The following is a 22841-nucleotide window of genomic DNA, read 5'->3' on the forward strand; positions in this document are numbered from 1 at the left end:
ACCCGCCACAACGGGGCGCAGGCCGCCGGGTCACCCGACGCGGGGGGCTCCCCCGCCTCGGGTTGCGCCCCCCGCGGCGTCAGGGGGCCCGGCAGCCGTCACCGGGACCCGGTGGCGGCTGCCGTCAGGGGCTCAGTGGCCGCCCTGCTCCTGCAGACGCTTGAAGGAGCGCTCGATCTCGGCCTCGGCCTCGGCGCGGCCGACCCAGTTGGCGCCCTCGACCGACTTGCCCGGCTCCAGGTCCTTGTAGACCTCGAAGAAGTGCTGGATCTCCAGGCGGTCGAACTCGGAGATGTGGTGGATGTCCCGCAGGTGCTCCACGCGCGGGTCGGACGCCGGCACGCACAGCAGCTTGTCGTCGCCGCCGGCCTCGTCCGTCATGCGGAACATGCCGATGGCGCGGCACTTGATCAGGCAGCCCGGGAAGGTCGGCTCGTCCAGGATGACCAGCGCGTCCAGCGGGTCGCCGTCCTCGCCGAGGGTGTTCTCGACGAAGCCGTAGTCCGTCGGGTAGCTGGTGGAAGTGAACAGGCGACGGTCCAGACGGATCCGGCCGGTCTCGTGGTCCACCTCGTACTTGTTCCGCGAACCCTTGGGGATCTCGATGGTGACGTCGAACTCCACGTCCTGCTCCTCCATGATCAGCTTCGTTGCTCGAGTGATAGCGCGTCCGGCCCAGCCTCCCCCAGCTACCGCTGGGGAGGGCCCCCAGCCGGGTGGGGTGCCATGCTCGCGGCAAGACGCAGTGGTTAAGTGTCCCTCACGCATATCCGTGATCGCGAAAGGGGCTGGTCCGAGGTGCCCTTGGTCAAGACGTGGCAGCTCATCGCGGGGTCGACCGTCGCCGGTCTGGCCCTGTCGGTGGCAGCGGTGGCCGCTGCCGGTCCTTGGGACTCCGGCCAGCGTAAGGCCGAGCGGGACAGGGCCGCCTCCTGGAGCCTGCTGGGTGGCGCAGATCACGCCGCACCCCCGGCGCCGGCCGCGCCCAGCGCCCCCGGCGTACTCGCGGGCATCGGCCCCGGCGGTGCCCCGCGGGCCGGGAACGGCGCCGCCACCGCCGCCACCGGCGACGCCGGCCTCGCCGACGCGCTGCGGCCGCTCCTCGCCGACCCGGTGCTCGGCAGCCTCCGCACCGCCTCGGTCGTCGACGTCGGCACCGGCCGGGTCCTCTTCGAGTCCGGGGCGCGGGAGCCGATGACCCCGGCCTCCACCGTCAAGATCGCCACCGCGGCGGCGGCGCTGGCCGCCCTCGGCCCCGAGCACCGCATCCGCACCACCGTCGCCCCCGGCGCCGGACCCGGGCAGATCGTGCTGGTCGGCGGCGGCGACCCCTCGCTCACCGCCCGGAAGAAGAGCCCCGCCGGATCCGGCGGGAGCCTCGTCGCGCTCGCCGCCGACACCGCCCAGGCCCTCAAGGCCGCCGGCACCGACGCGGTGGCGCTCGGCTACGACGACACCCTCTACACCGGCCCCGCCCGCCACCCGATCGGCGTCAACCCCAACATCGCCCTGGTGACCCCCCTGGCCGCCGACGAGGGCCGCCCCGACGAGTCCGTCTCCGGGCCCGTCGACCGGGTCGAGGACCCCGCCCGGGAGGCCGCCCGCTCCTTCGCCGCGCTGCTCAAGGAACGCGGCATCACCGTCACCGGCGAGCCCGCGAAGGCCCAGGCCGCCCCCGGCGCGCAGCCGCTCGCCACCACCCTGTCCACCCCAGTCGCCGGCCTCGTCGAGCGGATGCTGACCCACAGCGACAACGACATCGCCGAGGCCCTCGCCCGGCAGACCGCCCTCGCCTCCGGGCAGCCCGCCAGCTTCGAGGGCGCCGAGAAGGCCGTCGCCGCCCGCCTCGCCTCCCTCGGCCTCGACGTGGCCGGCTCCCGCTTCGCCGACGGCAGCGGCCTCAACCGCGCCGACAAGGTCAGCAGCGGCCTGCTCACCGGGCTCCTGGTCCGCGCCGCCGACCCGCAGCACCCGGAGCTGCGGCCGGTGCTCACCGGGCTCCCCGTCGCCGGATTCACCGGGACCCTGCGCGCCCGCAACGCCGGCACGTCCCCGGCCGCAGGCCTCGTACGGGCCAAGACGGGCACCCTCACCAAGGTGAACTCCCTGTCCGGCACCGTCGTCGACGGCTCCGGGCGGCTGCTCGCCTTCGCCTTCCTGACCTCGGAGGCCCCCGACGGCCCGGCCGCGGAGAAGGGCCTGGACAAGCTCGCCGCCACCGTGGCCGGCGCCGCGCAGCGGTAGCCGGGGCCGTACCGGGTCCACCCGGTGGATCCGCAGGGGATCCGCAACGGGGCCGGTCCACGTACCGTTGACGCATGACGAGCATCGGTGGTGCCGAGATGGTCGACTGGAACCTGGCGGTCGCGACCGCGGTCCGGCTGGTCCGGCCGGGTCCGGAGGTCAGCCGCGACGAGGCCCGGGCCGTGGTGGCGGAACTGCGCAGGCACGCCAGGACCTCCGAGCGCCACGTCCGCACGTTCACCCGGATGATCCCCGACGGTGCCCACGTCCCCGACACCCCCGTCCTCGTCGTCGACCGGGCCGGCTGGGTCCGGGCCAACGTGGCCGGGTTCCGCGAGCTCCTCGGCCCCCTGCTCGGCAAGATGCAGGACCGCCGGGCGGGCACGCCCGGGGGCGCCGTCCTCGGCGCGGTCGGCGGCAAGGTCACCGGCGTCGAGCTGGGCATGCTGCTGAGCTTCCTGGCCTCCCGCGTGCTCGGCCAGTACGAGACCTTCGCGCCCGTCGGCCGGGACCTGCCGGGCGCCCGCGCGGGCGGCGGCCGGCTGCTGCTCGTCGCCCCCAACATCGTCCACGTCGAGCGCGAGCTGGACGTGCACCCGCACGACTTCCGGCTGTGGGTCTGCCTCCACGAGGAGACGCACCGTACGCAGTTCACCGCCGTCCCGTGGCTCCGCGACCACCTGGAGGGCGAGATCCAGACCTTCCTCGGCGCCACCGAGATGGAGCCGGCGGCCATCCTGGAACGCCTGCGCGAGGCCGCCCAGTCGCTCGCCGGGGCCCGCCCCGAGGCCGAGCGGGGCGACGAGGGCCGCTCCCTCGTCGAGCTCGTCCAGACCCCCGAGCAGCGCGAGGTGCTCGGCCGGCTCACCGCCGTCATGTCCCTGCTCGAAGGCCATGCCGACTTCGTCATGGACGGCGTCGGCCCCGAGGTGGTGCCCTCGGTCGCCGAGATCCGGGAGAAGTTCCAGCAGCGCCGCGCCAGCGGTGCGGGACGCCTCGACGCGGCCCTGCGCAAGCTGCTCGGCCTCGACGCCAAGCTGCGCCAGTACCGCGACGGCGAGCGGTTCGTGCGCGCTGTCGTCGAGCAGGTCGGCATGGACGGCTTCAACCGGGTCTGGACCTCCCCGAACACCCTGCCGACGAAGGCCGAGATCGCCCGGCCCGCGGACTGGGTGGCGCGCGTGCACCGCAAGGGGAGCGAACCGAGCGAAGGAGAGTGACGGGAGGGGCGTAAACATGTCTCACTGGGGGAAGCAGCGTCACCCGTCCGAGGGACCGTGGGGCGTGGAAGGGCGTGCGATGCTCAGGGAACGGCTCGGCTCTGTCACCATCGACGCACTCTGAGTGACAACCGCCATCTCGCGGGGGCCGGCAGCCGGCCCCCGAGGCATCCGAACTCCTCCCGAAGGGAACCGGACATGGGTCCCCATCCTGCGGTCGCGGCGATACGCCTGGCGGTCCGCCGCGTGCTCCACGATGTCCTGACCGACCTCACCGAACGTCCCACCGCCGCCCGCGCCGAAGCGGCGGACGGCGCGCCGCTCGTCCTCGTCGCCTGTTCCGGCGGCGCCGACTCCATGGCGCTCGCCTCCGCGCTCGCCTTCGAGGCGCCCAAGCTGGGGATCCGGGCCGGCGGGGTCACCGTCGACCACGGCCTCCAGCCGGGCTCCGACCTGCGCGCCGCCGAGGTCGTCGCCCGCATGACCGCGCTGCGCCTCGACCCGGTCGAGTCCGTCGCCGTGCGCGTCGGCCGCGAGGGCGGCCCCGAGGCCGCCGCCCGCGACGCCCGCTACGCCGCCCTGGACGAGGTCGCCGACCGGCTCGGCGCCGTGGCCGTGCTGCTCGGCCACACCCGGGACGATCAAGCCGAAACCGTCCTGCTCGGCCTCGCCCGCGGCTCCGGCATCCGCTCCCTGTCCGGGATGCCCGAGGTCTCGGGTGGCCCCGGCGGCGCCGGCCGCACCCACCGCTACCGCCGCCCCTTCCTCCAGGTGGACCGCCAGACCGCCCGCAAGGCCTGCATGGTCCAGTCGCTCGCCGTCTGGGACGACCCGCACAACATCGACCCCGCGTACACCCGCTCCCGGCTCCGCCACGAGGGACTGCCCGCCCTCGAGAAGGCGCTGGGCAAGGGCGTCGTCGAAGCCCTGGCCAGGACCGCCCAGCTGTCCCGCGACGACGCGGACGCCCTGGACGCCTGGGCCGTCGAGGCCGAGGCCCGCGTACGCGACGCGGACGGCCGCCTGGAGTGCGCCAAGCTGTACGCCCTGCCCCCGGCCGTCCGCCGCCGCGTGCTGCGCAGGGCCGTGGTCGCCGCCGGATCGCCCGCAGGCTCCCTCTTCGCCCGCCACATCGAGGAAGTCGACCGGCTCATCACCGGATGGCGGGGCCAGGGCGCCATCAACCTGCCCGGTCGGGTGGAGGCCCAGCGGCAGGGTGGCAGACTTGTCATCCGGCAGGGCTGATTGGTGCCGAAACACGGCTGAGTCCTCCGGGCCCTCCCGGAGTCCCGGCCGACAACGAAAGTGATGCGGGTGGACGAGAAGGACATGGGCAGCGACCTGGCGTCGGTGCTCATCACCAAGGAAGAGATCGACGCGAAGCTGGCCGAGCTGGCCGCGAAGATCGACGCGGAGTACGCGGGCAAGGACCTGCTCATCGTCGGCGTCCTCAAGGGCGCCGTGATGGTGATGGCGGACCTGGCGCGCGCCTTGTCCACCCCGCTCACCATGGACTGGATGGCGGTGTCGTCCTACGGCGCCGGGACCCAGTCCTCGGGCGTGGTGCGGATCCTGAAGGACCTGGACACCGACATCAAGGACAAGCACGTCCTGATCGTCGAGGACATCATCGACTCGGGCCTGACGCTGTCCTGGCTGCTGTCGAACCTGGGCTCCCGCCAGCCGGCCTCCCTGGAGGTCGTCACGCTGCTGCGCAAGCCCGACGCCGCCAAGGTCGCCATCGACGTGAAGTGGGTCGGCTTCGACATCCCGAACGAGTTCGTCGTGGGCTACGGCCTCGACTACGCGGAGAAGTACCGCAACCTGCCGTTCGTCGGCACCCTCGCCCCGCACGTCTACGGCGGCTGACGCACACCCCGTCCCGCGGGGGCCCCGGACGGGGTCCCCGCAGGGGAACCCCGGAACGATCCCCTGCGTTGGAGCAGGGGAAGGCAGGACTGTCAGCCGTCCCACGGGGCCGCGGGTGACAATTCAGGGGTACATTCCGAAGAACAGTCTTTATTCACAGCAGCATTTACCTACGGGCAGGAGGGACGGGGCGCCTGGCGCCCCGTATGGATGGACGTGAAGCGATACTTCCGTGGGCCAGTGATGTGGATCGTGCTGGCCGTCCTCGCCGTGGTCGTGTTGATGAATGTCGTCAGCTCCGGCGGCGGCTACAAGTCGGTGGACACCAGCGAGGTCATCAAGGCGATCAACAGTGGCCAGGTGGAGCAGGCGCGCCTGACCACCGGCGACAGCCAGATGATCAAAATCGACCTGAAGAAGGGCGAGAAGCTCGAGGGCAGCTCCGGCAGCAAGTTCCAGGCCAACTACATCGGAGACCAGGGCGTGCAGCTCGCCCAGAGCCTCCAGACCAAGTACGAGGCCGGCCAGATCCCCGACGGCTACTCCGTCACCCCGGACAAGACCAGCCCGTTCCTCAGCGTGCTGCTCTCCCTGCTGCCCTTCGTCCTGATCGTCGTCGTCTTCCTGTTCCTGATGAACCAGATGCAGGGCGGCGGCTCCCGGGTGATGAACTTCGGGAAGTCCAAGGCCAAGCTCATCACCAAGGACACCCCGAAGACGACGTTCGCCGACGTCGCCGGCTCGGACGAGGCCGTCGAGGAGCTCCACGAGATCAAGGAGTTCCTCCAGGAGCCGGCGAAGTTCCAGGCCGTCGGAGCGAAGATCCCCAAGGGCGTCCTGCTCTACGGTCCGCCCGGCACCGGCAAGACCCTGCTGGCGCGCGCCGTCGCCGGCGAGGCCGGCGTGCCGTTCTACTCGATCTCCGGCTCCGACTTCGTCGAGATGTTCGTCGGCGTCGGCGCCTCCCGCGTCCGCGACCTGTTCGAGCAGGCCAAGGCCAACGCCCCGGCGATCGTCTTCGTCGACGAGATCGACGCCGTCGGCCGGCACCGCGGCGCCGGCCTCGGCGGCGGCCACGACGAGCGCGAGCAGACCCTCAACCAGCTGCTCGTCGAGATGGACGGCTTCGACGTCAAGGGCGGCGTCATCCTGATCGCCGCCACCAACCGGCCCGACATCCTCGACCCGGCGCTGCTGCGCCCGGGCCGCTTCGACCGGCAGATCGCTGTCGACCGCCCGGACATGCAGGGCCGTCTGGAGATCCTCAAGGTCCACCAGAAGGGCAAGCCGGTCGCCCCGGACGTCGACCTGGCGGCCGTCGCCCGCCGCACCCCCGGCTTCACCGGCGCCGACCTGTCCAACGTGCTGAACGAGGCCGCGCTGCTCACGGCCCGCTCGGACAAGAAGCTGATCGACAACCACATGCTGGACGAGGCGATCGACCGCGTCGTGGCGGGCCCGCAGAAGCGGACCCGGATCATGTCGGACAAGGAGAAGAAGATCACCGCGTACCACGAGGGCGGACACGCCCTGGTCGCGGCGGCCTCCCCGAACTCCGACCCGGTCCACAAGATCACGATCCTGTCCCGCGGCCGCGCCCTGGGCTACACGATGGTCCTGCCGGACGAGGACAAGTACTCGACCACGCGCAACGAGATGCTCGACCAGCTGGCCTACATGCTGGGCGGCCGCGCGGCCGAGGAGCTGGTCTTCCACGACCCGACCACCGGCGCCGCGAACGACATCGAGAAGGCCACCGCCACGGCCCGCGCGATGGTCACCCAGTACGGCATGACCGAGCGCCTCGGCGCGATCAAGTTCGGCGGCGACAACACCGAGCCGTTCCTGGGCCGTGAGATGGCGCACCAGCGCGACTACTCGGAAGAGGTCGCGGCGCTGGTCGACGAAGAGGTCAAGAAGCTCATCGAGACCGCGCACAACGAGGCCTGGGAGATCCTGGTCGAGAACCGCGACGTCCTCGACAACCTGGTCCTGGCCCTCCTGGAGAAGGAGACCCTGGGCAAGGAGGAGATCGCCGAGATCTTCTCGACGGTCGTCAAGCGCCCGGCCCGCCCGGCGTGGACCGGCTCGGCCCACCGCACCCCGTCGACCCGCCCGCCGGTGCTCTCGCCCAAGGAGCTCCAGCTGACGAACGCGGCGAACGGCGCCGCGGCCGTCACCCCGGTCGTGTCGGTGGAGAAGGACCCGGTCCAGGAGGACCGCACCGAGTAACGACAGGCCGCAGCCCGGCCCGGAATGGATGCCGCGTCCCCCAGGTTCTAGCCTGGGGGACGCGGCATTTTCGTATGCCCGTGTGATCGAAGACAGGAACGAGGCACAGATGACCGACCCAGTGACCCTGGCCGGCGAAGGCGCGATCGGCGTGTTCGACGAGAAGCGGGCCGAGGCCGCCGTCCGAGAGCTCCTCATTGCGGTCGGCGAGGACCCGGACCGCGAGGGGCTCCTGGAGACGCCGGCACGTGTCGCCCGGGCGTACAAGGAGATCCTGGCGGGCCTGTGGCAGAAGCCCGAGGACGTCCTGACGACGACGTTCGACCTCGGGCACGACGAGATGGTGCTCGTGAAGGACATCGAGATCGTTTCCCTCTGTGAACACCACTTGCTCCCGTTCCACGGCGTCGCCCACGTCGGGTACATCCCCGCCGAGAGCGGGAAGATCACCGGGCTGTCCAAGCTGGCGCGCCTCGTCGAGGTCTACGCCCGCCGTCCGCAGGTCCAGGAGCGGCTCACCACGCAGATCGCGGACTCCCTGATGGACATCCTGGAGGCCCGCGGCGCGATCGTCGTCATCGAGGCCGAGCACATGTGCATGTCGGTCCGCGGCATCCGCAAGCCGGGAGCGAAGACGACCACCTCGGCGGTCCGGGGCCAGCTCCGCGACATCGCCACGCGCAACGAGGCGATGAGCCTGATAATGGCCCGCTGACGTGGCCGACGGGCCCCCCTCCGACGGCTGGGAGCCGCTGAGCGAGGACGTCCGGCGCACCCTGGAGCTGCTGCTCGACGGTGACTCGGACGTCCACCGCGGTCTGCGGGCGCAGGTCCCGCACGCGCAGATGCACACGGGCGGGTGCCCGTGCCCGTGCGTGTACCTGCGGGTGGACCCGGACGCCGTGGCCGCCGTGCCCATGGACAAGAGGATGGCTGCGGTGTCGGGCGCGTCCCTGTTCGACGCCGGGGGCGGTTACGACGGCGAGGCGACGCTCTTCGCCTTGGACGGTTTCCTCGTGGACCTGCAGTTCTGCGACTGGGAGGACCAGGGGCCCGGACCCCGCCGGCTCTGGGAGTGGCTGGGCCCCCGCCACGACTGAGACGGCCTCCCGGCCCGGCCGGCCCGGCCGACCGGGGCTCGGCCCCGGGCGGCTCAGGCGCGGGAGGAGGCCTGAGGGGGCGTGTCGTCGTCCTCGGGGAGCTTGAGGACGCGCTCCAGGAAGAGGGCCGCGGCGATGACCGCAGCACCCGCCAGCACCGAGAAGGCCGCGTACCAGGCTTGATCACGGCGGGCCGGCACCTCCAGGCCGTCGGCCAGGAGGAAGACGCCCACGCCGCCGTACATGCCCGCGACGAGGGCCGCGACGAGGGCGCTGGCCTGGCCGAAGACCAGGGCCCGGGCCGCCATCAGCGGCTCCACGCCCTTCGCGTCGGGCTGCCGCTCGCGCTGGGCCTTGAGGCGGGAGCGCAGCGACAGGGCCGTCGCCAGCAGGACGACCGCGATGGCGCCGAGCACGATGGGTGCGGCCAGCGGGACGCCCGGCAGGGTCCCGTACGCGTTCCACAGGCGGGCACCCGCCCAGGACAGCACCCCGGCCACCACGAAGATGCCCGCCAGGACCGCCGGCCTCAGTTGCTTCACGTGCCCGTTCCCCGCTCTCGCCTCTGCCTCAGCCGTCCGTCGGCAGTGCACAGGCTACTCACTTGCTATTCGGGCAGGCGTAGTTCCAGGTCGGGGCGCCGGGTGACGCCGGCCAGGCCCATCCCGGCGAGCAGGTCGGCGACGGGGCCGCGGCCGGGGATCCGCGCCTCGGGGTCGACGTCGTGCCAGGGGGCGAGGACGAAGGCGCGCTGGTGGGCCCGGGGGTGCGGGAGGGTGAGGACGGGGTCGTCGGAGACCACGTCGGCGTACGCGATGATGTCCACGTCGATGGTGCGGGGGCCCCACCGCTCCTCGCGGACGCGGTCGAAGGCCTCTTCGATGGCGTGGCCGCGCTCCAGCAGGCTGGACGGGGGCAGGGTGGTCCGCACGAGGGCCACCGCGTTCAGGTACGAGGGCTGGGAGCCGGGCTCGACGCCCCACGGCTCGGTCTCGTAGACGGGGGAGACGGCCTTGACCCGGACGCCCGGGGTGTCGCCGAGGGCGTCGATCGCGCCCTGCAGGGTCTCCATCCGGTTGCCGAGGTTGCCGCCGAGGGCGATCACGGCCCATTTGGGGTTCGACAGGGTGACGTCGGCCGCGTCGACGGCCTCGACGACGGACGCGGGCACCGGCTGGACGGTGGGGTCGCTCTGGGCGTTCAGTCCGTTGTTCACACGCGGCTCCGGGTGATCGTGATGGTCACGTCGTCGAAGGGGACGGTGATGGGCGCGTCCGGCTTGTGGACGACGACCTCCACCTGGGCGACCGCTTCGTGCTTGAGGCACTGCTGGGCGATCCGCTCGGCGAGGGTCTCGATCAGGTCGACGGGCTCGCCCTGGACCACGTCGACGACCTCCTCGGCGACCACGCCGTAGTGGACGGTCTTCGCCAGGTCGTCGTCCGCCGCCGCCGGGCGCGTGTCGATGTGCAGCACCAGGTCGACGATGAAGGTCTGGCCTTCCTCGCGTTCCCGGGGGAAGACGCCGTGGTGCCCGCGAGCCTTGAGGCCGCGCAGCGCGACACGATCCACGCGAATCACTCCTGCTTTCGTAGGTGCATGCGGTCCGGGGACTCCCCGGATCCATGGGCCTGCGCCGAGTGCGGTCGGCGTCGTCCGTCTTCGAATCTACCTGCGAAAGACGCCGATCCCCGCCGGAGGGGTCAGCCGGGGGCCTCTTCCTCGTCCTCGTCGGACTCCGTCAGGACCGGAGAACCGTGGTGGGACCACAGGCGCCAGCCCTCGGATGTGCGTCGGAACACATTTGTGGCGACGACCAGCTGGCCGACGAGCGGGCCGAGCTCACCGCCGTCCCCGGAGGGCCCTCCGCTGAGGATGTTCTCGGTGCAGGTGACCAGGGCCGTGTCGCCGATGACGGCGACCTTGGTGTCGGTCAGGAAGAACTGGATGTACTCGGTGTGCGACATGATCAGCGCGTACGAGCGGAGGACCTCGCCGCGGCCGGTGAGCACCGGCCAGCCCGGGTGGACGCAGGACACCTCGTCCTCCAGCCAGAGCGCCGACATGGCGTCGAAGTCGCCCCGCTCCATGGCCTCGTAGAAGGCCGTGTTGACCTGATCGACGGCTTCGATGTCGGTACGGCTCACCGTGCCCCTCTCCTGGCAGTACGGGCCCCAGGTGCGGGCCGGGTCACCAAGCCCCTTCCACCGCGCGGGCCACCCGAACCGCGTCGGCCGTGGCGCGTACCTCGTGGACCCGGACGGCCCAGGCACCCTGGTGGGCGGCGATGGCCGACACGGCGGCGGTGGCGGCGTCGCGCTCGCGGGCCGGCGGCGGGGTGGCGTCGGCGCCGGCCAGGACCCGGCCGAGGAACCGCTTGCGCGAGGCGGCGACGAGCAGCGGGAAGCCGAGGGCCCGCAGCTCGGGCAGGTGGGCGACCAGGGCCAGGTCGTGCTCGGCCATCTTCGCGAAGCCGAGGCCGGGGTCGACGACGAGCCGCTCGGGGGCGATGCCGCCGGCGACGACGGCGTCGATGCGGGTCCGGAGCTCGGCGGTGACCTCGGCGAGGACGTCGTCGTAGACGGCGAGACGGTTCATGTCGGCGCTGAAGCCGCGCCAGTGCATCACCACGAAGGGCACCTCCGCGGCGGCCACGGCGGGGATCATGTCGGGGTCGGCGAGCCCGCCGCTGACGTCGTTGACCAGCGTCGCGCCGGCTTCGACGGCCCGGGCGGCGACCGAGGCGCGCATGGTGTCGACGGAGACGGTGACCCCTTCGGAGGCCAGGCCGCGGACCACGGGGACGACGCGGCGCAGCTCCTCCTCCTCGTCGACGCGGGTGGCGCCGGGCCGGGTGGACTCCCCGCCGACGTCGACGAGGTCCGCGCCCTGGGCCACGAGGTCGAGGCCGCGCTTGACGGCCGCGGTGGTGTCGAACCAGCGGCCCCCGTCGGAGAAGGAGTCGGGGGTGACGTTCACGACGCCCATGACCGCGCAGCGGTCCCAGTCCGGCAGGCCCGTGACCCGGCCCCGGCCGGCGGCTCCGTGCTTGATGTTCATGGTCCCAGGGTATTGCCGCCCCCGATCGGGCACGGCCCGGGCACCCGGCGGTTCCGCGGTCCGCTGCCCGGGCGCGGGAAGCACGAAGCCCGGCGCCCCGGGGTGACCGGGGGCCGGGCTTCACGTGCGGGGCGGCGCGGCCGCGGGCGGCCGGGCCTCGGGGCTCAGGCCGCCTGGACCTCGCGCTCCGCCTGGGCGGGCACGGCGCTCAGGTGGGTGTGGGCGCAGGTGCGGACCGGCTTGGGGCGGCGGCGGGCGGCGAACAGGCGGGGCAGGGCCAGGGTGACGAAGCCCTCGGCCTGCATGGCGGCGAAGCCGATGCGGGGCAGGTCGCGGGTGGTGCGGAAGACGACGAAGCGGGGCTCCCAGCGGGGGCGGAACTTCGCGTTGAACTTGTACAGCGACTCGATCTGGAACCAGCGGGACAGGAAGACCAGCAGGTTGCGCCACAGGCGCAGGACCGGGCCGGCGCCGATCTTCTCGCCGCGGGCGAGGGCGGAGCGGAACATCGCGAAGTTGAGCGAGACCTTCTCGATGCCCAGGGCCGGGGCGGCCTCCAGGGAGGCGACGATCAGCAGCTCGTTCATGCCGGGGTCGGCGCCGCGGTCACGGCGCATCAGCTCCAGCGACATGCCGTCCTTGCCCCACGGCACGAAGTGCTGGATGGCCTTGAGGTCGCCGAACGGGCTGGTGTCGCCCTCCTCGACGCGGTGGGCGGTGGCGATGATGCAGTCGCCGTCGTCCGGGTCGCCGACGCGGCCGAGCGCCATGGAGAACCCGCGCTCGGTGTCGGTGCCGCGCCAGGCCTCGGCGGCGCCGCGGACCTGCTCCAGCTCCTCCTCGGTCAGCTCGCTGACCCGGCGGACCTTGGTGGTGTAGCCGTTGCGCTCGATGCGCTTGACCATCTGTCGGACGTTGCGCATCGCGCGGCCGGTCAGGGAGAAGTCTTTGACGTCGACGATCGCCTCGTCCCCGAGCTCCAGGGCGTCCAGGCCGGTCTCGCGGGTCCAGACCTCGCCGCCGGTCTCGCTGCAGCCCATGACAGCCGGGGTCCAGGAGTGGGCCTTGGCCTCCGCCATGAACCGCTCGATGGCGCCGGGCCAGGCCTCGACGTCGCCGATGGGGTCGCCGGAGGCGAGCATCACGCCGGAGACGACGCGGTAGGTGACGGCGGCCTTGCCGCTGGGGGAGAAGACGACGGCCTTGTCGCGGCGCAGCGCGAAGTGGCCGAGGGAGTCGCGGGCGCCGTGCTTGGCGAGCAGCTCGCGCAGCTTGGTCTCGTCGTCGGTGGTGAGCCGGGCGGCCGGGTGCTCGGGGCGGAAGGCGAGGTAGATGGTGGTCAGTGCGGTCAACATGCCCAGTGCGCCGAGGGAGTAGCCGACGATCCAGTCCCGGCCGTCGGAGTAGGCGATCGGGCCCTCGATGCCGACGAGCCCGTACAGGACGTGCGCGATCTGCTCGTAGAGGCCGGGGCGCCCCACGACCTTGCTCGGGTGGGCGTTGACGATGACCAGGCCGAGGCCGATCGAACCGGCACTCATCAGGATGACGTTGGCCAGCGCCTTCCAGCGGCTGCGCGGGTCGGGCAGCGCCTTGAATTCACCCTGATGGCGCAGCAGCAGGGCGAGCAGGGCGACAGCGATCACCACGCCGATGTAGGAGTGGCGGTACACGAACTGGGCGGCGGCCCCGACCGGCAGCAGGAAGACCGCCGCCCGCCAGGCGCGGCGCTTGCGGCGCTTGAGTGCGTGGGCGAGCAGGAGGAGCAGGATGCCGGCGCAGATGGTGACGGCCGCCGCCATGGGCCGGGTCGAGCCGGGGATCACCTCCGCGACGGCGCGGAGTCGGCTGTGCTGGAACCGCGGGAACACGCCCGCGGCAACGTCGAGGAGGCCGACGATCGCGACGGCCGTTCCCACCAGTCCGGGCACGGACTCCGGTCGTGGTCCGCGGAAGATTCGGCGTACCCCGCTCGGAACCTGTCCCGACTTATCGCCATCTATCCTGCTAGACATCGCTTCCCGTTGCTCCGCGAGAGATTCAAGTGGCCGAAGGCCGCGACAGCCTCCGGAGTGTGGTGCGTCCACTAGGACGACATCGAGCGCGAGCGGGTTCACTCTTTCGCCGAGAAAATCTAGTCCTGCCACCAGAAAGTCGACTGACAGCTCATGGGTCTCACCAGTAATACGGTTCTGGCGCTCGCCGTCGCCGCCGGTGTGCTGCTCTTCGCAGCCACGGTGTGGTTCTGGCCTCGGCTCTCGGGCCGCACCTGGCGTGCGGTGCTGGGCCGGATCGGCCTCCTCTTCGCGACGCAGCTGGCGGTGTTCTCGGCGGTCGGCCTGGCGGCGAACCAGTCGTTCTCCTTCTACGGTTCGTGGGCGGACCTGTTCGGCAAGGAGACCTCGGTCGGCAAGGTCGTCGACCACTCGATGAGCAGCAAGGACATCAAGGTCATCGACAAGCAGAAGCTGGAGGTCCCCGGCGGGGCCCAGCCGCAGGTCGGCGGCCAGATCCTGAAGGTGTCGATATCCGGCGAGAAGTCGAAGATAACGAGCCCGGGGTACGTGTGGCTGCCGCCGGAGTACTTCCAGCCGCAGCACAAGGACAAGAACTTCCCCGCCTCGATCGTGCTGACCGGCTACCCGGGCACCGCGGAGAACCTGATCAAAGGGCTGAACTACCCGATGACGGCCTTCAAGCAGGCCAAGGCGGGCAAGATGAAGCCGATGATCCTGGTCATGCTGCGTCCGACCGTGGCGCCGCCGCGTGACACCGAGTGCGTGGACATCCCCGGCGGTCCGCAGACCGAGACCTTCTTCGCGCAGGACCTGCCCCGGGCCATCCAGAGCACCTTCCGGGTCGGCAAGAAGCCCGAGAACATGGGCTTCATCGGCAACTCCACCGGCGGCTACTGCGCCCTGAAGATCGCCGCGCACTACCCGCAGACCTTCGGTGCCGCGGCCGGCCTGTCCGCGTACTACGAGGCCCCGAACGACGCCACGACCGGCAACCTGTTCATGGGCGACGAGAACCTGAAGAAGCGCGCCGACGTCCTGTACAGCATCGAGCGCAAGAAGCCGACGGGCACCTCGTTCCTGGTGACCAGCAGCGAGACGGGCGAGCCGAACATCGCGGACACCCGCAAGTTCGTCAAGCTGGTCAAGGGACCGGACCGGGTCTCGTCGATCATCCTCGACAGCGGTGGTCACAACTTCAACACCTGGCGCCGCGAGATCCCGCCGATGCTGACGTGGATGAGCAACCGCATCCAGGCCTGACGGCCTGGTGCCGAACGACCAGTGACGACCGTGTGGCCGGCCCGGAAGGGCCGGCCATACGGCGTTTTCCGGCCGGTCCGGTCGGGCCGGCCGGTCCGGTCCGGTGCGGCTCAGGCCGCGTCGGCGTCCCGCATACGGGCCCGGAGCAGTGCCCGGTGCACCCCCTGCGGGGTCAGCACGCCGACCAGCGCGCCGGATTCCGGATCCGTGACGCCGATCCGCCCCGAGTCCTCCTGGAGCAGCGCGGCCAGGGCCTCGCGCAGACTGGCCCCGAGCGGCACCGAGACCTCCGGTTCCGTTCCGTCGGCCGGCGCGAGGTCGGCGGCCCCGACCGGGGTGACGGCGAGTCGCTTGAGCCCGCGGTCCGCGCCGACGAAGGAGGCGACGTACGCGGTGGCGGGGGCGCCGAGCACGGCGGCGGGGCGGTCGAACTGCTCGATGGTGCCCGACCCGTAGACGGCGATGCGGTCACCGAGCCGGACGGCCTCGTCCAGGTCGTGCGTGACCAGCAGGATCGTCTTGCGCACCGTCTTCTGCAGCGTCAGGAACTCGTTCTGCAGCCGTTCGCGCACCACCGGGTCCACGGCACCGAACGGCTCGTCCATCAGCAGCACCGGCGGGTCGGCGGCGAGCGCCCGGGCCACGCCGACGCGTTGGCGCTGTCCGCCGGACAGCTGGTGCGGGTAGCGGCCGCCGTACACGGCAGGGTCCAGGCCGACCAGTTCGAGGAGCTCGGCCGCCCGGGCGCGGGCCTTCGCCCGGGGGGTGCCGATGAGCTGTGGCACGGTCGCGGTGTTCTCCAGCACCGTCTTGTGCGGGAACAGCCCCACCTGCTGGATGACGTACCCGATGCGGCGGCGCAGCTCGACCGGATCGGCGGCCGCGATGTCCTCGCCGCCGAGCAGGATCCGGCCGGAGGTGGGCTCGATCAGCCGGTTGACCATCTTCATGGTGGTGGTCTTGCCGCAGCCGGACGGGCCCACCAGTGTGACCAGTTCGCCCTCCGCCACCTCGAAGGACAGGTCCTCGACGGCTGTCGTCCCGTCGGGGTAGCGCTTGGTCACGTGCTCGAATCGGATCACACCGCCATCCTTCCCTACCCGGGGCCCCGGATGTGTGACGGGAGCATTACCCCGGTGCGAATGATTCCGGCCGTCGGGCCGCGGGGGGTTATGGTCGCTCCTGGCTTCAGGTTTTCGGACGGATGTGCGTACGACGGCAGGAGGGGGGACGGCATGGCCGGGCAGAGCTGCCTGGTGGCGAACGAGTGGATCTGCTGGGAGTACGTCACCTCCCGCTCCGAGGAGCTGACCGCCGCGACCCTCGAACACGTCTGGATCACCGGCGCGTCGGTCCTCATCGGCCTGGTCGTGTCCGTCCCCCTGGCCCTGCTGGCCCGCCGCGGCCCGCGCTGGGCCGCACCCGTGCTGGGCGTGACGACGCTGCTCTACACCATCCCTTCCCTCGCCATGTTCTCCCTGCTGCTGCCGCTGTTCGGGCTGTCGGCGACGCTGGTCGTGACCGGCCTGGTGCTGTACTCGCTGACCATCCTCGTCCGCAACGCGCTCGCCGGGCTGGAGGCCGTACCCGAAGAGGTGCGGGAGGCGGCGCGCGGCATGGGGTACGGGCCCGGGCGGCTGCTGTGGCAGGTCGAACTGCCGCTGGCGCTGCCGGCGCTGCTCGCCGGGGTGCGGATCGCCACCGTCTCGACCGTGGCGCTGACCACCGTCGGCTCGATCGTCGGCAAGGGCGGCCTCGGCAACCTCATCGCCCCGGCCGTGAACAGCTCCTTCAAGGCCCAGGTGCTCACCGCCTCCGTGCTGTGCGTGCTGCTCGCCCTCGTGGCGGACCTGCTGCTGCTCGGGCTGCAGCGGCTGCTCACGCCGTGGACGCGCGCCGCGGCGACGGACAGGGGGGCCTGAGGCCGTGGGCGTCATGGGAGGAGCCTGGGACTGGCTGGCGGACGGCGCCAACTGGTCGGGGGAGAACGGGGTGTGGCACCGGCTCGCCGAACACGCCTGCGTCAGCGGCATCGCGCTCGCCGTCGCCTGCGCGGTCGCCCTGCCCGTCGGGCTGTGGCTCGGCCACATCGGCCGGGGCGGGGCGCTCGCGGTCAACGTCTCCAATGCCGGGCGGGCCGTCCCCGTGTTCGCCGTGCTCGCCCTGTTCATGGTCTCGCCGCTGCGCAGCGCGGGCTACCTGCCCACGGTGGTCGCGCTCGTGCTGTTCGCCGTGCCGCCCCTGCTGACCAACGCGTACGTCGGCATGCGCGAGGTGGACCGGTCCGTGGTGGAGGCGGCCCGGGGCATGGGCATGTCCGGCGGCCAGCTGTTCCTGCGGGTCGAGCTGCCGCTCGCACGACCGCTGCTGATGACGGGGTTGCGCTCGGCCGCCGTCCAGGTCGTCGCCACGGCCACGATCGCGGCGATGGTCGGCCAGGGCGGGCTCGGCCGGATCATCACCGCAGGCTTCAACACGTACAACACGCCGCAGGTCGTCGCGGGCGCCCTGCTCGTGGCGGCGCTGGCCCTGCTGGTCGAGGGGGTCCTCGTGGCGGCGGAGCGGCTGCTGGCCCGACCGGCGGCGCGCTGACCACGGCCGGCCGCCCGGCCCGCCCGTTCCCGTTCGCATCCACCTTCCGGAGGAGCACGTCATGAGCAAGTCCACCCGGGCCCTGGCCGCGACCCTCGCGGCGGCGGCCCTCGCCGCCTCCCTCACCGCCTGCGGCGGCGCGAGCCTGGAGCAGAGCAAGGAGGCCGGCGGGGCCGCGTCGGCGTCCGGCGGCGGCTCCGGCAAGGAGAAGCTGGTGATCGGCGCGGCCGGGTTCACCGAGTCCAACGTCCTGGCGGAGCTGTACGCGCAGGTGCTCCGGGACGCCGGCTACAGCACCTCGATCACCACGGTCAACAACCGCGAGCTGTACGAACCCTCCCTGGAGAAGGGTGAGATCGACGTCGTCCCGGAGTACGCGGCCACGCTCGCCGAGTTCCTGAACGCCAAGGTCAACGGTCCGAAGGCACCCCAGGAGAAGCCGGTCGCGTCCAGCGACGCGGCCGCCACGGTGGCCGGGCTGGAGAAGCTGGCGGGGCCGCTGGGCCTGAAGGCCCTGCCGGCGGGCACGGCGGTCGACCAGAACGCCTTCGCGGTGACGAAGGAATTCGCCCAGAAGAACAACCTGCGGACGCTGTCCGATCTCGGCAGGTCCGGGCTGAAGGTGAAGGTCGCGGCCGGCGACGAATGCGCCGTACGTCCCTTCTGCGCGCCGGGCCTGAAGGCCACGTACGGCATCGACGTGTCTGGTATCGACCCCAAGGGGGTCGGCACCCCGCAGGCCAAGCAGGCCGTCAAGGACGGCGCTGCCCAGCTGGTGCTCACCACGACCACGGACGCCACGCTGGACAGCTTCGGCCTGGTCCTGCTGGAGGACGACAAGAAGCTCCAGAACGCCGACAACGTCCTGCCGGTGGTCAACGCCAAGGACGCGGGCGCCCCGGAGATCGCGGCCGCGCTGGACAAGGTGACCAAGGCCCTGACCACCGCCGACCTCGTCGAACTGAACGGCCGGGTCGACGCCCGGCGCGAGAAGCCGGCGGACGTCGCGAAGGCCTACCTGAAGGCCAAGGGGCTGATCGGCGGGTAGCGGCCGCCGGGGCGGGGGACATCGCGGGTAACTGCCCGGGAACAGATTGGCGGCCGGCCATCCCAAGCGACCCCCACGCCCTGTAAATTTCTGGCCATGCCCCGAGGACGCCACCGCAATCCCGAACCCCTGCACCGGCTGCTCACTCCCGCGGCCGTGGCCGGTGTTTCCCTCACCAGCGCGACCGTGGCCTGGCTGCTCGCGGATCCCGTGGCGCTGCGGCTGCTCGTGGCGCTGGCCGCGGCCGCCGGCATCGCGGGCGCCGTCGCCATGCGCACCTGGGACCGCACGGCCGGGCGGCGTGTCGCGGAGCTGGCGCGCGAGCGGGTCAAGGACGAGTGGAAGACCGACGAGCGCATAGCCGAGCTGGAGTCCGACCTCGAAGAGGCGCGGGTGCTGCGGGCCAAGCTCGACGCCAAGCTGCGGGCCAAGCGGGTCGAACTCGCCGGGCTGCGCGGTGAGCACGCGGCGCTGCTGCGCCGGTACGCCACCGCCGAGACGGAACGGGCCAGCGCCCTGGAGGGACGCCGGCTGCTGGCCATCGAAGCCTCCGCGGCCCCGGCGGCCGGTCCGGCGAAGGAACTCCCGCCGGTCACCGAGGAGCGCACGTCCAGCGGCGCGCCCACCACGGTCGGCTACGCCCGGGCCCACGCGGCCCTGAGCGCCCTGGTCCGCAAGGCCGAGGTCGGTCCGGAGGGGCCGGGCGGCCCCGGAGGACCGGGCAGCCGGGCTCCGCTGCCCGCACCGGCACGGCGCGCCCAGCTCCCGTCCGGGCAGCCCGGGTCCGGGAAGCAGCAGCCGGCACCGGCCGGCGGGCCGCAGCCCGGCGGGCCGCAGCCCGGCGCCGGGCTGCGACCGGGCGGCGACGCGGGCACGCAGGCCGCCGGTTCCGCCCTCCCGGCGCGCCGTCCCGCGGGGCCGGTGGCCCCGTACCAGGCCGCACGCCGCCCGGCCTCCCGCGCGGTCGGCGGCTTCGACTTCTTCGGCGCGAAGGGCGCCGACCGGGCGCGCGCGGCCATCGAGTCGGTCCAGAACGAGGACCTGGCCGATGTGGTCGGGGAGGAGGCCCTGGCCGTCCACAAGGCGGAGTCGGACCGGGCCGCCGCCGAGCCGGAGGCGAGGCCGGCGACCGGTGCGGCCGCTGCCGGGCCGGGCGGGGCGAGCCAGGTCATCGACCTGACGGAGCACGACGAGACCGAGCCGATCAACGTGGGCGGGCTGCGCAGCGCGATCTCCTGAGCGCCGGCCCCCGGCGGCGCGCTCCTGCTGCGCCCGACCTCGGTCTGACGCGGGCCGCCGTGCCGCGCTCAGGGATGGGCGAGCACCACGAACACGGACACGGTTTCGAGCAGCAGCTGCACGCCCAGCGCAACCCGCCGCAGCGTCAGCCGCCGGGTGGCCGTCGCCACCACGAAGGCGGCCACCGCGCCGCCGGCCAGCGACAGGAAGAGCACGTCGGGGAAGGGGTCGCAGCCGCCCCGCATCAGGCAGTGGCCGCCCCGCTCCGTGCTCAGCACCGCCAACTTCGCCAGGAGGAGGACGGGCAGGAACAGCGTGAGGGCGATCACGGCGCCGCGCAGGGCCCGCTTCGAGGCGGCCTCCTGCGGCGTGGCGGGGGCGGACTGCCGGTACCAGGTCATGCCGCCATCCTGTCCGGGCCGTCCGGCACGGGGATCCGTACGGCTACTCAGCCCCGCGGCCCCGCGTACTCAACACCCGGCCGGAGCCCCGGGCCGGCCGGACCGGGGCCCCCGGCCCTCAGAACAGCGGGAGCTGGCCCGGCAGGTCCGCCAGGACGAAGCCGTCCAGCGTCGGCGCGGCCGCGCCGAGCACCACCCGGGCCCGGGATCCGGGGCAGGACACCATGCCGCCGCGGTCCCGCCCGGCAGGCGGGTCGTGCCGGGCGATCCGGCCGGCCGTCACGGCGCAGTCGCGCCCGCATGCGGGACAGGCTCGTCGGGGGGAATGCGCCATGCCCCCCAGTGTGCCCTCCCCCACCGACAACGGCCCCGCCGGGGACACCGCTTGACTAGGCCCCGGCCTGGGCGCCGGTCTCCGCGCCCGCCCCGCCCCCGCCCCCGCCCGCGCTCCGGTCCGCGCGGGAGGCCAGCCAGGCCGCGTGCGCCAGGCCCACCCGGTCCCACAGGGCGTCCCGGTCCGCCGGCGTCAGATCGTCGAGCGCCCGCTCGAACAGCCCGCCCACCACCGACCAGAACTCCCCGGGCGTGTCCAGGATCCGTTCGCTGGTCCCCTTCCCCGGGTCGATCCGGCTGAGCACCCGCCCCCGCAGCGTGTCGATGCCGTGCGCATCGCGCCGCAGCAGCGCGAGGGTCCGTACGAAGCCGGAGTCCTCGGAGGTGGACAGCCGCTCGTGCTCGGCCTCGAAGTCCGCCATCAGGGCGGGCGCCGCGAGGAAGTTGACCACCGGGCACGGTCCCGCGTCGTTGAGGTACCGCCAGCCGGGCTCGTCCCCCTCCAGCGGGGCCAGCCCGTACGTGAACGCCCCCTGCCGGTACGTCCCGGCCCGCAGCGGCAGCGGCTCGTACGGCCCGTCGCCCAGCCCGGCGTCGACGAAGTACTCCTCGCCGTCCACCCGCACGGTCAGCGCCAGGTGGTCCCCGCTGACGTCGTGCCGGTCACGGTCCGCCGGGCCGAGGACGCCGGCCCGGTGCCGGGTCACGTCGTACCCGAGGGACTCCAGGAGCAGGGCGAAGGCGCCGTTGAGGTGGAAGCAGTACCCGCCGCGGCCGTCGGCGAAGCGGCGCACCGACAGCGCGGGATCGATGCCGGGCGGCCGGCCGAGTTGGATGTCGACGTTCTCGTACGGGATGCGCTCCAGGTGGGCGCGCTGGAGCGCGAAGAGCGCCCCGGCGGTGGGCCGGGGCGGCTCCGTGAAGCCGAGCCGGCGCAGGTATCCGTCGTAACCGTCGCATATGCCAAGGGTGGTCATTCCCGCACCTTAGGCGCTGACGGCCCCTGTTTTCCCGCGACTTGTCCGTCCGCGACCACTTGTCGACGCCTACTTGTCGACGCCTACTTGTCGATGTCGCCGACGACGAAGAAGAGCGAGCCCAGGATCGCCACCATGTCCGCGACGAGCGTGCCCGGCAGCAGCACCGACAGCGCCTGGATGTTGTTGTAGGAGGCCGAGCGCAGCTTCAGCCGGTACGGGGTCTTCTCGCCCTTGGAGACCAGGTAGTAGCCGTTGATGCCGAGGGGGTTCTCGGTCCAGGCGTACGTCGCCCCCTCGGGCGCCTTCAGGACCTTCGGCAGGCGCTGGTTGATCGGGCCGGGCGGCAGCTCGGCCATCCGGTCGAGGCAGGCGTCGGCCAGGTCGAGGGAGTTGTGCGTCTGGTCCAGCAGGCACTCGAAGCGGGCCAGGCAGTCGCCCTCGGCCCGGGTGACCACCTCCAGGACGTCCTGCAGCTCGCCGTAGGCCAGGTACGGCTCGTCGCGGCGCAGGTCGAAGTCGACGCCGGAGGCGCGGGCGATCGGGCCGGAGACCCCGTACGCGTGCACCGCTTCGGCGGACAGGACGCCGACGCCGCGCGTGCGGCCGCGGAAGATCTCGTTGCCGTGGACCAGCTTGTCGTACACGTCCATCCGGCTGCGGACGTCGGCGATGGCGGCCCGGGCCCGGCCGAGCCAGCCCGCCGGCAGGTCCTCCTTGAGGCCGCCGACGCGGTTGAACATGTAGTGCATGCGGCCGCCGGAGATCTCCTCCATGACGGCCTGGAGCTCCTCGCGCTCGCGGAACGCGTGGAAGATCGGAGTGATTCCACCCAGTTCGAGGGGGTACGACCCGAGGAACATCAGGTGGTTCAGCACCCGGTTCAGCTCGGCGAGCAGGGTCCGCATCCACACGGCCCGCTCGGGGACCTCCATGCCGAGCATCCGCTCGACCGCCATGACCACGCCGAGCTCGTTGGAGAACGCCGACAGCCAGTCGTGGCGGTTGGCGAGCATGACGATCTGCCGGTAGTCCCGGGCCTCGAAGAGCTTCTCGGCGCCGCGGTGCATGTAGCCGACCACCGGATCCGCGCTCGCGATGCGCTCGCCGTCCAGGACGAGGCGCAGGCGCAGCACGCCGTGCGTGGAAGGGTGCTGCGGTCCGATGTTGAGCACCATGTCGGTGCTCTCCGCCGCTCCGCCGATGCCGACCGTGGTCTCCGTCATGGCCGCATTCTCTCAGCCCGGC

General features: G+C 72.5%; 24 protein-coding genes. 12 read left to right on the forward strand and 12 right to left on the reverse strand.

Annotation, left to right across the window (positions count from 1 at the left end; genetic code table 11):
- Window positions 1-132: 132 nt before the first annotated feature.
- Window positions 133-624: an inorganic diphosphatase gene (locus ACFVGY_RS29740; protein ID WP_114058390.1), complete on the reverse strand. Its 492-nt coding sequence runs from the start codon at window positions 622-624 to the stop codon at window positions 133-135.
- Between the two features lie 174 nt (window positions 625-798).
- Here ACFVGY_RS29740 and dacB point away from each other — a divergent pair, with 174 nt between their 5' ends.
- The 7 genes from dacB (at window position 799) to ACFVGY_RS29775 (ending at window position 8665) form a co-directional block, all read left to right on the forward strand.
- Window positions 799-2244: a D-alanyl-D-alanine carboxypeptidase/D-alanyl-D-alanine-endopeptidase gene (gene dacB / locus ACFVGY_RS29745; protein ID WP_385682928.1), complete on the forward strand. Its 1446-nt coding sequence runs from the start codon at window positions 799-801 to the stop codon at window positions 2242-2244.
- A gap of 74 nt (window positions 2245-2318) precedes the next feature.
- On the forward strand, window positions 2319-3464 hold the full coding sequence (locus ACFVGY_RS29750; RefSeq protein ID WP_385682931.1) for a zinc-dependent metalloprotease: 1146 nt from the start codon (window positions 2319-2321) through the stop codon (window positions 3462-3464).
- Between the two features lie 198 nt (window positions 3465-3662).
- Window positions 3663-4709 carry a tRNA lysidine(34) synthetase TilS gene (gene tilS / locus ACFVGY_RS29755; RefSeq protein WP_385682934.1) on the forward strand — a complete coding sequence of 349 codons (1047 nt, stop codon included), beginning with the start codon at window positions 3663-3665 and terminating at the stop codon, window positions 4707-4709.
- A gap of 63 nt (window positions 4710-4772) precedes the next feature.
- Window positions 4773-5333: a hypoxanthine phosphoribosyltransferase gene (gene hpt / locus ACFVGY_RS29760; RefSeq protein ID WP_114053543.1), complete on the forward strand. Its 561-nt coding sequence runs from the start codon at window positions 4773-4775 to the stop codon at window positions 5331-5333.
- A gap of 210 nt (window positions 5334-5543) precedes the next feature.
- Window positions 5544-7565 (forward strand): ATP-dependent zinc metalloprotease FtsH, encoded by a 2022-nt coding sequence (ftsH, locus tag ACFVGY_RS29765; RefSeq protein ID WP_385682937.1) that lies wholly within the window; start codon window positions 5544-5546, stop codon window positions 7563-7565.
- Window positions 7566-7674: 109 nt separating this feature from the next.
- Window positions 7675-8280 carry a GTP cyclohydrolase I FolE gene (gene folE, locus ACFVGY_RS29770; protein ID WP_385682940.1) on the forward strand — a complete coding sequence of 202 codons (606 nt, stop codon included), beginning with the start codon at window positions 7675-7677 and terminating at the stop codon, window positions 8278-8280.
- Window position 8281: 1 nt separating this feature from the next.
- Window positions 8282-8665, forward strand: coding sequence for a hypothetical protein (locus ACFVGY_RS29775; RefSeq protein WP_385682943.1), 384 nt, complete (start codon window positions 8282-8284; stop codon window positions 8663-8665).
- Between the two features lie 53 nt (window positions 8666-8718).
- Here the strand turns inward: ACFVGY_RS29775 and ACFVGY_RS29780 are convergent, their stop codons facing one another.
- From ACFVGY_RS29780 to ACFVGY_RS29805, 6 genes are all read right to left on the reverse strand, one after another.
- Window positions 8719-9207, reverse strand: a complete 489-nt coding sequence (locus tag ACFVGY_RS29780; protein ID WP_385682946.1) for a DUF3180 domain-containing protein — start codon at window positions 9205-9207, stop codon at window positions 8719-8721.
- A 65-nt stretch (window positions 9208-9272) separates the two neighbouring features.
- Window positions 9273-9881 (reverse strand): 2-amino-4-hydroxy-6-hydroxymethyldihydropteridine diphosphokinase, encoded by a 609-nt coding sequence (gene folK / locus ACFVGY_RS29785; protein WP_385682949.1) that lies wholly within the window; start codon window positions 9879-9881, stop codon window positions 9273-9275.
- Window positions 9878-10237, reverse strand: coding sequence for a dihydroneopterin aldolase (gene folB / locus ACFVGY_RS29790; protein WP_030158540.1), 360 nt, complete (start codon window positions 10235-10237; stop codon window positions 9878-9880). The genes folK and folB overlap by 4 nt, the downstream gene beginning before the upstream one ends.
- Before the next feature lie 131 nt (window positions 10238-10368).
- Window positions 10369-10812 carry a nuclear transport factor 2 family protein gene (locus ACFVGY_RS29795; RefSeq protein WP_385682952.1) on the reverse strand — a complete coding sequence of 148 codons (444 nt, stop codon included), beginning with the start codon at window positions 10810-10812 and terminating at the stop codon, window positions 10369-10371.
- A gap of 43 nt (window positions 10813-10855) precedes the next feature.
- The gene (folP, locus tag ACFVGY_RS29800; RefSeq protein WP_385683063.1) at window positions 10856-11653 is read right to left on the reverse strand and encodes a dihydropteroate synthase; all 798 of its coding nucleotides are present in this window, start codon (window positions 11651-11653) and stop codon (window positions 10856-10858) included.
- Window positions 11654-11889: 236 nt separating this feature from the next.
- Complete coding sequence (locus ACFVGY_RS29805) at window positions 11890-13740, reverse strand: transglutaminaseTgpA domain-containing protein (RefSeq protein WP_385682955.1); 1851 nt, start codon at window positions 13738-13740, stop codon at window positions 11890-11892.
- Between the two features lie 153 nt (window positions 13741-13893).
- Here ACFVGY_RS29805 and ACFVGY_RS29810 point away from each other — a divergent pair, with 153 nt between their 5' ends.
- Complete coding sequence (locus ACFVGY_RS29810; protein ID WP_385682957.1) at window positions 13894-15003, forward strand: alpha/beta hydrolase-fold protein; 1110 nt, start codon at window positions 13894-13896, stop codon at window positions 15001-15003.
- Between the two features lie 110 nt (window positions 15004-15113).
- Here ACFVGY_RS29810 and ACFVGY_RS29815 read toward each other — a convergent pair whose 3' ends face one another.
- Window positions 15114-16085 (reverse strand): ABC transporter ATP-binding protein, encoded by a 972-nt coding sequence (locus ACFVGY_RS29815; protein WP_385682959.1) that lies wholly within the window; start codon window positions 16083-16085, stop codon window positions 15114-15116.
- 153 nt (window positions 16086-16238) lie between these two features.
- On the opposite strand from ACFVGY_RS29815, the gene ACFVGY_RS29820 reads away from it, so the two are divergent.
- The 4 genes from ACFVGY_RS29820 to ACFVGY_RS29835 all read left to right on the forward strand — a co-directional run bounded on the left by ACFVGY_RS29820 (window position 16239) and on the right by ACFVGY_RS29835 (window position 19882).
- Window positions 16239-16925, forward strand: coding sequence for an ABC transporter permease (locus ACFVGY_RS29820; protein WP_385682962.1), 687 nt, complete (start codon window positions 16239-16241; stop codon window positions 16923-16925).
- 4 nt (window positions 16926-16929) lie between these two features.
- Window positions 16930-17595, forward strand: a complete 666-nt coding sequence (locus tag ACFVGY_RS29825; RefSeq protein ID WP_385682965.1) for an ABC transporter permease — start codon at window positions 16930-16932, stop codon at window positions 17593-17595.
- A gap of 61 nt (window positions 17596-17656) precedes the next feature.
- Window positions 17657-18643 (forward strand): ABC transporter substrate-binding protein, encoded by a 987-nt coding sequence (locus ACFVGY_RS29830; RefSeq protein WP_385682968.1) that lies wholly within the window; start codon window positions 17657-17659, stop codon window positions 18641-18643.
- A 96-nt stretch (window positions 18644-18739) separates the two neighbouring features.
- Window positions 18740-19882 carry a hypothetical protein gene (locus ACFVGY_RS29835; RefSeq protein ID WP_385682971.1) on the forward strand — a complete coding sequence of 381 codons (1143 nt, stop codon included), beginning with the start codon at window positions 18740-18742 and terminating at the stop codon, window positions 19880-19882.
- Window positions 19883-19950: 68 nt separating this feature from the next.
- Here the strand turns inward: ACFVGY_RS29835 and ACFVGY_RS29840 are convergent, their stop codons facing one another.
- The 4 genes from ACFVGY_RS29840 to ACFVGY_RS29855 form a co-directional block, all read right to left on the reverse strand.
- On the reverse strand, window positions 19951-20283 hold the full coding sequence (locus ACFVGY_RS29840; RefSeq protein WP_385682974.1) for a hypothetical protein: 333 nt from the start codon (window positions 20281-20283) through the stop codon (window positions 19951-19953).
- 118 nt (window positions 20284-20401) lie between these two features.
- A complete protein-coding gene (locus tag ACFVGY_RS29845) occupies window positions 20402-20617 on the reverse strand; it encodes a hypothetical protein (RefSeq protein ID WP_385682977.1) in 216 nt (71 codons plus the stop codon).
- 55 nt (window positions 20618-20672) lie between these two features.
- On the reverse strand, window positions 20673-21593 hold the full coding sequence (locus ACFVGY_RS29850) for an arylamine N-acetyltransferase (RefSeq protein WP_385682980.1): 921 nt from the start codon (window positions 21591-21593) through the stop codon (window positions 20673-20675).
- 83 nt (window positions 21594-21676) lie between these two features.
- Window positions 21677-22819, reverse strand: coding sequence for an NADH-quinone oxidoreductase subunit D (locus ACFVGY_RS29855; protein WP_385682982.1), 1143 nt, complete (start codon window positions 22817-22819; stop codon window positions 21677-21679).
- Window positions 22820-22841 lie beyond the last annotated feature (22 nt).

The organism is Streptomyces sp. NPDC127106 (genome assembly GCF_042677605.1).
Classification (GTDB): Bacteria; Actinomycetota; Actinomycetes; order Streptomycetales; family Streptomycetaceae; genus Streptomyces.

What these genes read in the sequence shown, in the direction of transcription:
- folE (WP_385682940.1), top strand. Translation starts at nt 7,675, where the DNA reads ATGACCGACCCAGTGACCCTGGCCGGCGAAGGCGCGATCGGCGTGTTC.
- ACFVGY_RS29850 (WP_385682980.1), bottom strand. Translation starts at nt 21,593, where the DNA reads ATGACCACCCTTGGCATATGCGACGGTTACGACGGATACCTGCGCCGG.
- ACFVGY_RS29855 (WP_385682982.1), bottom strand. Translation starts at nt 22,819, where the DNA reads ATGACGGAGACCACGGTCGGCATCGGCGGAGCGGCGGAGAGCACCGAC.
- folP (WP_385683063.1), bottom strand. Translation starts at nt 11,653, where the DNA reads ATGGGCGTCGTGAACGTCACCCCCGACTCCTTCTCCGACGGGGGCCGC.
- tilS (WP_385682934.1), top strand. Translation starts at nt 3,663, where the DNA reads ATGGGTCCCCATCCTGCGGTCGCGGCGATACGCCTGGCGGTCCGCCGC.
- hpt (WP_114053543.1), top strand. Translation starts at nt 4,773, where the DNA reads ATGCGGGTGGACGAGAAGGACATGGGCAGCGACCTGGCGTCGGTGCTC.
- ACFVGY_RS29845 (WP_385682977.1), bottom strand. Translation starts at nt 20,617, where the DNA reads ATGGCGCATTCCCCCCGACGAGCCTGTCCCGCATGCGGGCGCGACTGC.
- ACFVGY_RS29830 (WP_385682968.1), top strand. Translation starts at nt 17,657, where the DNA reads ATGAGCAAGTCCACCCGGGCCCTGGCCGCGACCCTCGCGGCGGCGGCC.
- ACFVGY_RS29835 (WP_385682971.1), top strand. Translation starts at nt 18,740, where the DNA reads ATGCCCCGAGGACGCCACCGCAATCCCGAACCCCTGCACCGGCTGCTC.
- ACFVGY_RS29840 (WP_385682974.1), bottom strand. Translation starts at nt 20,283, where the DNA reads ATGACCTGGTACCGGCAGTCCGCCCCCGCCACGCCGCAGGAGGCCGCC.
- ACFVGY_RS29750 (WP_385682931.1), top strand. Translation starts at nt 2,319, where the DNA reads ATGACGAGCATCGGTGGTGCCGAGATGGTCGACTGGAACCTGGCGGTC.
- ACFVGY_RS29810 (WP_385682957.1), top strand. Translation starts at nt 13,894, where the DNA reads ATGGGTCTCACCAGTAATACGGTTCTGGCGCTCGCCGTCGCCGCCGGT.
- ftsH (WP_385682937.1), top strand. Translation starts at nt 5,544, where the DNA reads ATGGACGTGAAGCGATACTTCCGTGGGCCAGTGATGTGGATCGTGCTG.
- ACFVGY_RS29805 (WP_385682955.1), bottom strand. Translation starts at nt 13,740, where the DNA reads ATGTCTAGCAGGATAGATGGCGATAAGTCGGGACAGGTTCCGAGCGGG.
- ACFVGY_RS29820 (WP_385682962.1), top strand. Translation starts at nt 16,239, where the DNA reads ATGGCCGGGCAGAGCTGCCTGGTGGCGAACGAGTGGATCTGCTGGGAG.